Here is a 10,893-nt window from a genome sequence, read left to right as displayed (position 1 = left end):
GCCCGAGCCCGGGTGTGGTGGCCGGGCCGGCGCCGCGCGCGTCCCGCCAGGTGGCGCGGAGGGCAGCGGCGGCTCGGGAACGGGAGCGGCGAGATGGCTGGTGATCGCCGATGCCGCCTCCGGACCGTCCGCCGGACCGTCCGCGGAGATGGGCGTGCCGGCCTGGCCGTCGCGGACGGCGGCTGTCGCGCGCAGTTCCGCCAGCACAGCCGCGGCGGTGGCGGGACGCTGGTCCGGCGCGGCGGCGAGGGCCCGCCGCACCAGCGTGACCAGCTCGTCGGGGACGCTGCCGGCCAGTTCGTCGGGCAGTGCCGGCGGCGGCCCGTCCAGCATCTCCCGCAGCAGCTGCGCCGGGACCCGGCCGGTGAACGGCGGCTGTCCGGCCAGCAGGGTGAAGAGGGTGGCGCCGAACCCGAAGATGTCGGAGGCGATGCTGTGCTCCCCGCCCTGGAGCACCTCGGGCGGCGTGTAACGGGGCGTGAACGCCACCGACGCGGTCGTGTTCTCCGCCGCGCTCTCGGCCACGGCGATGCCGAAGTCGCTGAGCACGGCGGTCCCGGACTCGCGGAGCAGGATGTTCGCCGGTTTGAGATCACGGTGCAGGACGCCGTGGCGGTGGGCGGTCACGAGGGCGTCGGCCACCTGCACACCGACGCGCAGCACCTCCTCGACGTCCAGTCGCCCGGCGTCGGCCAGCCGGTCGGCCAGCGACCCGCCCGCGATGTACTCCATCGCGATGTAGGGGCGCCCGTCCCGGGTCGTCCCGGCATCGAAAACCGAGATGATGTTCGGGTGACCGGTCAGCCGCCCGGTCACCCGGCATTCACGCAGGAACCGCCGCTTCGCGTCGGGATCGGTGAGGACGGCGTTCATCACCTTGATCGCGACCCGGCGGTCGAAGATCTCCTGCCGGCCCAGGTAGACCGTACTGAACCCGCCGTAGCCGATCGGCTCCAGCAGACCGTAACCGTCGATCATGTTACGAGGCGGACGGCCATCGCCGGCAGCCGCCGGGCCGGGTGGCCCGCGCCCCCGGCCGGGCCACCTCCGGTGGATCGCCGGCCGCGCGGGCCAACGCACCCGTCCGTCGGCAACCGCCGGGCGCAGGCCCGTTGCGTGCAGGCCCGTTGCTCGCAGGCTGGTCGGGCACGGACTAAATGCGGAGCGCCGTCAGGCGTTACCACGATATCCGGTATCTCCTTGTTCGGCACCGTCACGCCCGGTACCACCACGATAAATCCGATCATCATGATTCAGCCTATGGCGGGTACCCACCCACCAGCGGGACGTCTTTCCGCTGCCCACCGCTGCGGGACAGGCCAGACTTGCGATTGAGGCTGACAGTATCGGGTGAGCGGTATCGGTGAGGATAACGACACCCCAAGTGTATAAGGAGGCTCATGCCGGCAGCCATCATGCCGCCAGGCGCAGCTACTGCGCCGGCGCGCGCGGCCGGGGCCAACGGCCGGGGCGCGGCGGGATCCCGGCCGGACGTCATCGTCGCCGGCGCCGGTGTGATCGGGCTCGGCGTGGCGTGGCGCGCGCGTCTGCGCGGGCTGACAGTCACCGTCGTCGATCCCGCGCCGGGATCGGGGGCCAGTTGGACGGCCGCGGGCATGCTCGCCCCCCTCAGCGAGCTCCACTACGGTGAGCAGCCCCTGCTCGCGCTGAACATGGCGTCGGCACAGCGCTACCCCACGTTCGTCGCGGAGCTGGAGCGCAGCAGCGGCACCGAGGTCGGCTACCTGCGCTGCGGGACGCTGGTCGCGGCCTGGGACAGCGCGGACATGGCCGGTCTGCGCGACATCCACGGCTTCGCGCGCTCGCTGGGCCTGCGCACCGAGCTGCTGACCCGGCGCGAGCTGCGCGCCCGCGTCCCGGCGTCGGCGAGCGGCCTGGCCGGCGCACTGGCGGCACCCGACGATCACCAGATCGACAACCGGCTGCTGCACGGCGCGCTGCTGCGGGCCTGCGTGGCCGAGGGGGTGACGCTGCTCCCCGCCGCCGCGCGGCGGTGGCTGCTGCGCGGCGACCGGGTCGTCGGGCTGGAGCTGGCCGACGGCACCGAGCTGACCGCGCCGGTGGCCGTCCTCGCCTGCGGAGCGTGGTCGGGCCGGATCGACGGGCTGCCGCCCGGGGTGCTGCCGGCGGTCCGCCCGGTCAAGGGCCAGACCCTGCGGCTGCGTACCGTCGGGCCGCCGCCGCTGACCTGTGTGCTGCGGGGCACGGTACGCGGCCACCCGGTGTACCTGGTGCCCCGCGCCGACGGCCGGATCGTGGTGGGGGCCAGCAGCGAGGAGGCCGGCTTCGACCTGCGGCCCCGCGCGGGCGCCGTGTACGAGCTGCTCCGGGACGCCCAGGCCCTCGTCCCGGCGGTGGGTGAGGCGGAGCTGGAGGAGGTCAGCACCGGCCTGCGGCCCGCCTCACCGGACAACGCACCGCTGATCGGCCCGTCCCGGCTGCCCGGGCTGCTGCTCGCCGTCGGCCACTACCGCAACGGCGTGCTGCTCACCCCGGTGACGGCGGACGCCATCGCCGGCCTGCTGGCGGACGGCGCCCTGCCCGGCGAGGCCGCCGCCTTCACCCCGGCCCGGTTCGACCATGCCATCGACCGCACCGTCGACCGGGCCGTCGAGTATGCCGGGGACCGGGCCGGCGAGGGACGCGTCGCCGATGACCAGGCCGTCGAGAACCGGTCGACCAGGGAGGACGTCAGATGACTCTCACCGTGAACGGCAAGGCCATGCAGGTGCCGGCCGGTACCACGCTGCACCAGCTCATGATCATGATGAGCGTTTCCGCCAACGGCCGTGGGAGCGCCGCCGCGGTCGACGGCGTCGTCGCCCCCCGCAGCCGGTGGGAGAACCTGGAGCTGCGCGCCGGCCAGCACGTGGAGATCCTGACCGCCACCCAGGGAGGCTGACATGGCCGACGACGCGTTCACGATCGCCGGTGAGGAGCTCGGCTCCCGGCTGATCCTGGGCACCGGCGGCGCGCCGAGCCTCGCCGTCATGGAAGCGGCGATCAGGGCTTCCGGCACGGACATGTGCACGGTGTCCATGCGCCGGGTGGACACCACCACCCCGGGGTCGACGCTGGACATGCTCGCCCGCTGCGGCGTGCGGGTGCTGCCCAACACCGCCGGCTGCCGCACGTCCCACGAGGCCGTCCTCACCGCCGAGCTCGCCCGGGAGGCGCTGGGAACGAACTGGGTGAAACTCGAGGTGATCGCGGACGAGCAGACCCTGCTGCCGGACCCCATCGAGCTCCTCGACGCGGCGGAACGCCTCGTCGCCGAGGGTTTCACCGTCCTGCCCTACACCAACGACGACCCGGTGCTCGCCCGGCGCCTGCAGCAGGTCGGCTGCGCGGCCGTGATGCCGCTGGGCGCGCCCATCGGGACCGGGCTCGGCATCCGCAACGCCCACAACATCGAGCTGATCGTCGCCGAGGCGGAGGTCCCGGTCGTCCTGGACGCCGGGATCGGCACCGCCTCGGACGCGGCGCTGGCCATGGAGCTCGGCTGTGACGCCGTCCTGCTGGCGTCGGCGGTGACCCGCGCCCAGGATCCCGCCCTGATGGCGGCGGCGATGGCGGCCGGCGTCACCGCGGGACGGTTCGCCGCGCGGGCCGGGCGCATCCCGCGCCGTCACCATGCCCGGGCGTCGTCGCCCGTCCACGGCACGGCGGTGTTCTGAGCCGGCCCGGTTCCGCCGGTGGCGGGATCGGGATCCCGGCCCGCGCCCGGCGGCGTCCGGGTTCCGGGCGGGCTCCCGCCGCCGCCGTTTGCCTGCCCGGGCAGCGGAAAGGAGCCGTATGGGGTGGCGCCCCCGCCCGGTCGGCGGTCCGTCCCGGGGCGGGCGTGTCCCGGCGTGGGCGTGTCATGGCGTGGGCCGGGCAAGGCCGGCGTCCCGCGCCGGGTATCCCCGCTCCCGCCGCTCCCCACTCCCTGTGATCTTTGCTGCCACGCACCGGCCTACGCCGGATGCGGGGCCGCGGCTGCGAGCATCGATGCGGGCACCTGCCCACGTTGTCGCTCGAACGACAGATGGAGCACGTTCGTGGCCGTCCCCAGCGTTTCGTTCTCGATAACAGTGCGCCTTGACGTACCAGCATCGTCACAGATCGTCGGCAAGATCACCACCGCTGTCGGCAAGCTGGGCGCGGTGGTCACCGCCCTCGACGTCGCGGAGTCGCACGCGGGCCGGCTCGTGCTGGACATGACCTGCCTGTGCGTCGACGCCGAGCAGGCACAGGCCATCGCCGAGACCCTGCGCCGCATGCCGGACTTCGTCGTCCGGCGGGTCAGTGACCGGGTGTTCCTGCTGCACCTCGGCGGGAAGATCGAGGTCGCGAGCAAGGTCGCGCTGCGGACCCGCGACGAGTTGTCCATGGCCTACACTCCCGGTGTCGCCCGGGTGTGCCTGGCCATCGCCGACCGGCCCGACGACGCCCGGCGGCTGACGGTCAAGCACAACAGCGTCGCGGTGGTCTCGGACGGCTCGGCCGTGCTCGGCCTGGGCAACATCGGCCCCATCGCCGCGATCCCGGTGATGGAGGGCAAGGCCGCGCTGTTCAAACGGTTCGCGGACATCGACGCGTGGCCGATCTGCCTCGACACCCAGGACACCGACGAGATCGTGCGCACGGTGGCGCTGCTCGCGCCCGTCTTCGGCGGCATCAACCTCGAGGACATCGCCGCGCCCCGCTGCTTCGAGATCGAACGGCGGCTGCGCGGCCTGCTCGACATCCCGGTCTTCCACGACGACCAGCACGGCACCGCGATCGTCGTCCTCGCAGCCCTCACCAACGCGCTGCGGATCGTCGGCAAGTCACTGGGCTCCGTACGGATCGTCACCAGCGGGGCGGGCGCGGCGGGCACGGCCATCCTGCGCCTGCTGCTGCGGGCCGGCGCGGGCCGCGCGGGCGGCAGCGTGATCGTGTCCGACATCGGCGGGATCATCTCGCCGGCCCGCGAGGACCTGGACGACAACGGCCGGTGGATCTGCGCGCGCACCAACCCGGACAGGCTCGCCGGGACGCTGCGGGACGCCCTGAGCGGCGCCGACGTGTTCATCGGCGTGTCCGCGCCGGGCATCCTCACCGGCGCGGACATCGCGGCCATGGCCGACGGCGCGATCGTCTTCGCGCTGGCCAACCCGGACCCCGAGGTCGACCCGGCGGACGCCCGGATGTACGCGACGGTCGTCGCGACCGGCCGCTCGGACGAGCCGAACCAGATCAACAACGTGCTGGCCTTTCCCGGTGTCTTCCGCGGGCTGCTGGACTCCCGGGCCCATGACATCACCGAGGACATGCTGCTCGCCGCGGCCCACGCGCTGGCGGCGGTGCTGCGCGAGGACGAGATCAACCCGCTCTACGTCGTGCCGAGCGTCTTCGACGAGCGCGTGATGCCGGCCGTGGCCGAGGCTGTCAGCGCCATGGCCGCCAACGCCGTGGCCGCCAACGCCACGGCCGCCGGTAGTACCAAGGCGGCTGGCACCAAGACAGCCGGGAGCAAGGCAGCCGGGGCCAGGAGGTCTGGTACCAAGGCGGCCGGCACGGTGGCGGCCGGTGCCGCGGCGGCCGGTGCCGCGGCGCGGCAGGCACTGGCCGACCAACCGTAACCCACGGCCGGCCAGGCCATGCCCGAATGGGCCGGTGACCGACTTCAGGCACGTCGCGACGGGAAAAAAGTCCCTCCCACTGGCCGGTTCACCGCCATCCGGATCATACTGCCATGTGAACGCAATATTTCACGCACATGACCGGCACGGTGGCTCCCCACGGATACGGGCATTTGCCCGGACCATCGTCGACCGGTGACCGGAGTACCACGGAGGTGGCGAATCGTGCAGTCGGCAAGCCTGCGGAAGGAGATTTCCGCCGTAACCACAGCGATTCAGGAGGCACAACGCCATATCCAGTGCCTGTGCATCCAGGCACCGAGCTCGAAGGCCGCCGACCGGCTGGCGGCGGACATCCGCCGGGCCCTGGAGGACATCGACGCGCTGGCCGCGGAAACCGTCGCCCCGGCCAGGGCCGACAGCTGCGAGGAACCGCCGACGGACATCACCCGCGAATTCCGCGAGCCGGTGTTCGTACCGGCCCGCCACGGCGAGCCGGAATTCCAGCCGGAATGCGACGACGAAGGCGTCGCCGGTGGCTGGCAGCGGTATCGCGCCGTGTCGTCGCGGCGGCGGCGGCGCGCCTGGGTGTGACGCCGCGGCCACGGCCCGGAGCGCGGATCATGGCCTGACGTCAGCACTCACATCGACCGACGACACGGTCGCCGCCAAATATAAACAACAAGAATAAAAAATATAAACTACAGAAAAACAACGAAAGGTGGCTCCGACGGACACGACCGCGTAGAGACCCGGATTGCCATGATCGCGCCCCCGACGGCCGACGCCGGCACCAGGCCGAAGGCCGCGCGATCATGGCTCCGCCCACGCGGGCGGGGCCCGATGGCGTGAGAGCGTTACGCCTACGCTCCGCCCACGCGGGCGGGGGCCCCGAGGACGGGCGCTCCCGCCCCACGCCATGCCCGCCCGTCACGACGCTTGCCTGTCACGACCAAGTCGGTTACTCTTCGCGTCGGAATATATTCGGCACTGCTACGTGTGCCGCTTTCGGGTGCGCCACTTCCAGGTGCACCACTGATGGCTCAAGCTTCGGGGGCGACGCGGTGGCCGGATCCGAACCCGTCCTCATGTCGAGGGCGGCCGAAAAAGCGGGAACAGACCGGTCGCCCTCCTTTCACCGCACGGGTGGGCCGATTTTCCGGATCACCGCCAGGATCGCCGTCCCCGCGATTCTTTTCACAGTTCTGATCATGGCTGGACGACCGGCCGCCGCCGAACCGAGCGCCGCCACCACCACCCGGCCCACCTCGTTACCGGCCACCTCGTTACCGGCCACCCCGTTACCGGCCACCCCGTTACCAACCGCCGCTCCCAGGCCGGGCAACACCGCGGACGTGGCGGCTCCCCATCTTTCGATCGTCCAGCTCGGCGATTCGTACGCCGCCGGGAACGGCGCGGGTGCCGGCACCTATGACACCGGTGACGGACCACGTGGATGCCACCGTTCGACGGTGAACTGGGGCGAACAATACGCCCAGTGGCTGCACGACGAACGCGGATACGACGTCACCTATGTCAACCGGGCGTGCAGCGGCGCCACCACGAACGACCTTCTCAGCCCGCGCAGAATGGACCAGCGCACCTACCGGACCCCGCTGCGCATCGGCGAGACCGCCTACGATCCCGCCGTCCTCGACCGCCTGCGGCAGGACTGCTCGGCCGGCTTCGGGCCGGAGGAAACCGCCGATATCGGCCCGGTCGACGTCGCCTACGGCATCGCGTCCGCCTCGTGCACCCGGCTGGTCGCGCCACAGCTCGACGCGGTCGGCCCGGGCACCGACCTGGTCCTGCTGACGATCGGCGGCAACGACGTGCGGTTCTCCGACATCGTGCTGCGCTGCTTCGCGTTCGACGTCCCGAAGGCCTTCGGGATACCCGCCGGGGACATCGCCGAGTGCGAACGGCTCACCGAGCAGGCGACGGACAACCTCCCGGAGGTCCGTGGCCGCCTGGTCACCCTGCTCACCCGCCTGCGGGAGCGGATGCCGCCCGGCGGCCGGGTGGCCCTGGTCACCTATCCGTACCTGTCCAGCCGGGAGCACTACCTGCCGCCAGGAGCGCAGGCCGCCCTGAACGGGACGGTCTTCGACCCGTCCGCCGCGGTCCGGGAACTCGGCGACCGCGGGGACAGCATGCAGATCGCCGCCGCAGACACGGTGAACCGTTCGTCGGGCTTCACCGGGCCGTCCGACCCCGCCGGACACACCTGCTCACCGGACGCCCCACCGGCGGATTCGGTCGGCACGCCGGGCCGTTTCGTCACCGTGGTCGACACCGTCAAATGCCGTTTCGCCGGCCACGAACCGGACCCCGCCGTCGACCAGCGGAATCCGGACCGCTGGATACACGAGTTCCTCGACGGCTTCCTCGCCCTCGACCAGAGCCTGATCTACCATCCGAACCGCGAAGGTCATCGGCAGCTGGCCGGCCTGCTCAGGCCGTTCGGCGACTTCGGCGCTTCGGCCCGCTCCAGTATCAGCGGCAACGCCTACCTGGACGCCGACCGCGACGGTCGGCGGGACGCGGGCGAGGCCACCGCTCCGGAGGTGGCCATCCAACTGACCGGCACGGGCCCGGACGGGGCGGGCATCCTGCGGGAGACCGTCACCGACGCGTCCGGGGAATGGGCGTTCGACGACCTCGTGCCAGGCGTGTACGCCGTCCGGCAGGACACCTCGCGCGGCGGATCCGCCGGCCGCACGATCCTCCACCCGGACACGTTCAGCAACATCGTCCTCGACCGGGTCGGTAGCAGCGTGACCGGATACACCTTCGCCGTGCAACCGGTGGAATCCGTGCGGGAGGTCCAGACCGAACGGGCCAGGCCGACGGAGAGCACCGAGCAGGCCGATGGGATAGCGCGTTCCCTGAGCGCCGCCCGGACGGGGGGCTCCGGTGGCGCGCTCCTCCCGCTCGCGGCGTTCGTGGCGCTGCTCGCCGTCGGCGTCCCAACAGCGATCATGTTCCGTCGCCGGCCCCCGCACGACCAGCGGGACGGGTAGGGGCCGCGGGACGGGACGGGCCAGCCGGCCGGGACCGTTCGATCAGCTGGGGCGCGAGACGGCGCAGCAGGTCAGCCGCCTGCGACAGGCTCACCCGCATGTCCGGCTCCAGCTCGGCGAGGGTCCGCACCGCCGAGAAACCGGCACCGGCCAGCGCCTGGGGATCCAGCAGCGAACGCCCCGCCACCGCGACGACCGGTACGCCGGCCGCACGCGCCCGGGCCGCCACCCCGGCCGGGGCCTTCCCGCGCAGTGTCTGCTCGTCGAGCGCACCCTCCCCCGTCACCACCAGATCGGCGCCGCGCAGCACGTCGTCGATGCCGACAAGATCGAGTATCAGGTCGATCCCGGGACGCAGCCGGGCACCGAGCAGCGACAGGGCGGCGAAGCCGACGCCGCCTGCCGCGCCCGCCCCCGGGGCCCACCGGTGATCGGTTCCGGTCGCGGCCGTCACGACCGTCGCCCACCTGGTCAGCGCCTGTTCCAGGAAGGCGACATCGTCCGGCGTGGCGCCCTTCTGCGGGCCGTACACGGCAGCGGCACCGTGCGGGCCCAGCAGCGGGTTGTCGACGTCGCAAGCGACGACCAGCTCGGTGTCACGCAGCCGCGGATCCAGCCCGGACAGATCGACGCCCTCGAGGACGGCGAGTGCGCTCCCGCCCCGGTGGCGCCGCCGCCCCCCCGGCCTCCCCGGCCTCCCCGGCCTCCCGGGGCTCCCGGGCCTCCCGGGGCTCCCGGGGCTCCCGGGGAGCAGGACGGCGCCCAGCGCCTCGACCAGCCCGGCACCGCCGTCGGTGCTCGCGCTGCCCCCGATACCGAGCACCACCCGCCGGCAGCCGGCGCGCAGAGCGGCGGCGAGCACCTGCCCCGCCCCGTAGCTGGACGCCGTCAGTGGCGCGGGACGCCCGCCCGGCAGCCGGCGCAGGCCGCAGGCATCGGCCAGCTCGACGATCGCGGTGCCGTCGCACTCGGCGTAGGCCGTGTCGACGGGCTCGCCCGTGGGCCCCTCCACGGTCACCGCGACCCGCCGGTATCCCGCCGACAGCGCGGCCTCGACTGTGCCGTCGCCACCGTCCGCCACCGGCAGGGACACCGTGTGCACGTCCGGGCGGGCCGCGCGCAGCCCCTCGGCCAGCGCCGCGCACACCTCGGCGGCGCTCAACGATCCCTTGAACTTGTCGGGTGCCAGCACAACATGCGTCACAGCCGCCAGCCCAGCATGTCAGGACCTGCCGCGGCCAGCCCCAGCGTCCGGAAGACGCGTGACGTCGGCCAGGAAGGGGGCGTGCCGTGGAACAGGCCACCCGAGCACGCGGAAGCACCCTGCCGTCGCCGTGGTGCCCGCACCGGCCTGGCGTGGGCACCTCCCAGCCCGGGTCTCGCCCGTATCCGATCGACAGTGCTGCCATCACGATCCGTGTTTCCCGTTACATGGGACCGTCAAATGGGAGGCCAAGAGGAAAGGTCTGCCCGGTCGCCCCGAACACGATGAAGAGCACCGCAACGATCTGGCAGTAGCGTGCCCCCCGACGCAGCGACTGTTCCTTTGCTGTCCGCGCTTCGCGGGAAAGGGCCCGAGAAACGAGATCGGCGGCGTGTCGTCGTCCCCAGCATCCGATAACGAAGAACACGGCAGCGAACGCGAACTGCGCCAACATCGCGTCACTCATCGCGCCGTGCCGTCGCTGACGGGTGTCGAGCGAGACGAACGCGGTGCCGCCCATGCGGTCGAACATCTGCCGGCCATGGTCTAGTACCCGATGGGCGCGCGTGTCAGCGACCCGAAGAACATCTGCTGGAACACCGCCCCGATCACGCTGACGATGACCAGATTGATCACCATGGATTTCGCCGTGTTCTTGCCGACCCCGACCGGGCCGCCACTGGCCGTGTACCCGTAGTAGCAGCCGACAACGACAATCATCATTCCCATGATTGCGCCCATGGCCAGCGACAACAACACGTCCTGCCGGGTCTGGAAGGCCCAGAAGACGGAAAGATACCCGCCCGCGGACACGCTGTGGAACACGTGCACGTTCAGCATGTACTCGACGCAGTACATGATTCCGGTACCTATCATGAACATGAACGGCGTGACGATGACGACCGCGAGCAGCCGGGTGCTGATGAGATACGAGTGCGAGTCGAGGCCCATGACCTCCAGCGCGTCTATCTCCTCGCTGATCCGCATCGAGCCGAGCTCGGCGACCAGCCCGCAGGCGACCTTCGCCGAGAGAATCCAC

General features: G+C 72.0%; 10 protein-coding genes. 6 read left to right on the top strand and 4 right to left on the bottom strand.

From position 1 onward, the window contains the following. A partial coding sequence (locus NBX02_RS06830) for a serine/threonine-protein kinase (RefSeq protein WP_250290495.1) occupies window positions 1-978 on the bottom strand: 978 nt, incomplete at its 3' end. 422 nt (window positions 979-1,400) lie between these two features. Between NBX02_RS06830 and thiO the strand changes: the two genes are divergently transcribed. The 6 genes from thiO (at window position 1,401) to NBX02_RS06800 (ending at window position 8,650) form a co-directional block, all read left to right on the top strand. After that, a complete protein-coding gene (gene thiO, locus NBX02_RS06825; protein ID WP_250290494.1) occupies window positions 1,401-2,720 on the top strand; it encodes a glycine oxidase ThiO in 1,320 nt (439 codons plus the stop codon). Beyond that, a complete protein-coding gene (gene thiS, locus NBX02_RS06820; RefSeq protein WP_250287309.1) occupies window positions 2,717-2,923 on the top strand; it encodes a sulfur carrier protein ThiS in 207 nt (68 codons plus the stop codon). The genes thiO and thiS overlap by 4 nt, the downstream gene beginning before the upstream one ends. A 1-nt stretch (window position 2,924) precedes the next feature. Next, a complete protein-coding gene (locus NBX02_RS06815) occupies window positions 2,925-3,698 on the top strand; it encodes a thiazole synthase (RefSeq protein ID WP_250287311.1) in 774 nt (257 codons plus the stop codon). A gap of 363 nt (window positions 3,699-4,061) precedes the next feature. Then, window positions 4,062-5,627: an NAD-dependent malic enzyme gene (locus NBX02_RS06810; protein ID WP_250290492.1), complete on the top strand. Its 1,566-nt coding sequence runs from the start codon at window positions 4,062-4,064 to the stop codon at window positions 5,625-5,627. Window positions 5,628-5,852: 225 nt separating this feature from the next. Next, window positions 5,853-6,221, top strand: a complete 369-nt coding sequence (locus tag NBX02_RS06805) for a hypothetical protein (protein WP_250282547.1) — start codon at window positions 5,853-5,855, stop codon at window positions 6,219-6,221. A gap of 617 nt (window positions 6,222-6,838) precedes the next feature. Continuing rightward, the gene (locus NBX02_RS06800) at window positions 6,839-8,650 is read left to right on the top strand and encodes an SdrD B-like domain-containing protein (protein WP_250282545.1); all 1,812 of its coding nucleotides are present in this window, start codon (window positions 6,839-6,841) and stop codon (window positions 8,648-8,650) included. On the opposite strand, the gene NBX02_RS06795 is transcribed toward NBX02_RS06800, so the two are convergent. From NBX02_RS06795 to NBX02_RS06785, 3 genes are all read right to left on the bottom strand, one after another. After that, a complete protein-coding gene (locus NBX02_RS06795) occupies window positions 8,607-9,854 on the bottom strand; it encodes a glycerate kinase (protein WP_250282544.1) in 1,248 nt (415 codons plus the stop codon). The two genes, NBX02_RS06800 and NBX02_RS06795, sit on opposite strands and share 44 nt — an antisense overlap. A gap of 223 nt (window positions 9,855-10,077) precedes the next feature. After that, entirely contained in the window at window positions 10,078-10,386 is a 309-nt protein-coding gene (locus NBX02_RS06790; RefSeq protein WP_047223236.1) for a hypothetical protein, read from the bottom strand. Between the two features lie 14 nt (window positions 10,387-10,400). Then, window positions 10,401-10,893, bottom strand: a 493-nt coding sequence (locus NBX02_RS06785) for an ABC transporter permease (protein WP_250290490.1), incomplete at its 5' end; no start/stop codon positions are given.

Origin of the sequence: Protofrankia sp. CiP1_Cm_nod1 (assembly GCF_920888515.1) — a bacterium.
GTDB lineage: Bacteria > Actinomycetota > Actinomycetes > Frankiales > Frankiaceae > Protofrankia.
The sequence above is the reverse complement of the archived record's forward strand: the minus strand, read 5'-3'. Positions and strand labels throughout refer to the sequence as shown.

Excerpts from the sequence above, each read along its gene's own strand:
- thiO (WP_250290494.1), top strand. The coding sequence starts at position 1,401 with ATGCCGGCAGCCATCATGCCGCCAGGCGCAGCTACTGCGCCGGCGCGC.
- thiS (WP_250287309.1), top strand. The coding sequence starts at position 2,717 with ATGACTCTCACCGTGAACGGCAAGGCCATGCAGGTGCCGGCCGGTACC.
- NBX02_RS06815 (WP_250287311.1), top strand. The coding sequence starts at position 2,925 with ATGGCCGACGACGCGTTCACGATCGCCGGTGAGGAGCTCGGCTCCCGG.
- NBX02_RS06800 (WP_250282545.1), top strand. The coding sequence starts at position 6,839 with ATGGCTGGACGACCGGCCGCCGCCGAACCGAGCGCCGCCACCACCACC.
- NBX02_RS06790 (WP_047223236.1), bottom strand. The coding sequence starts at position 10,386 with ATGTTCGACCGCATGGGCGGCACCGCGTTCGTCTCGCTCGACACCCGT.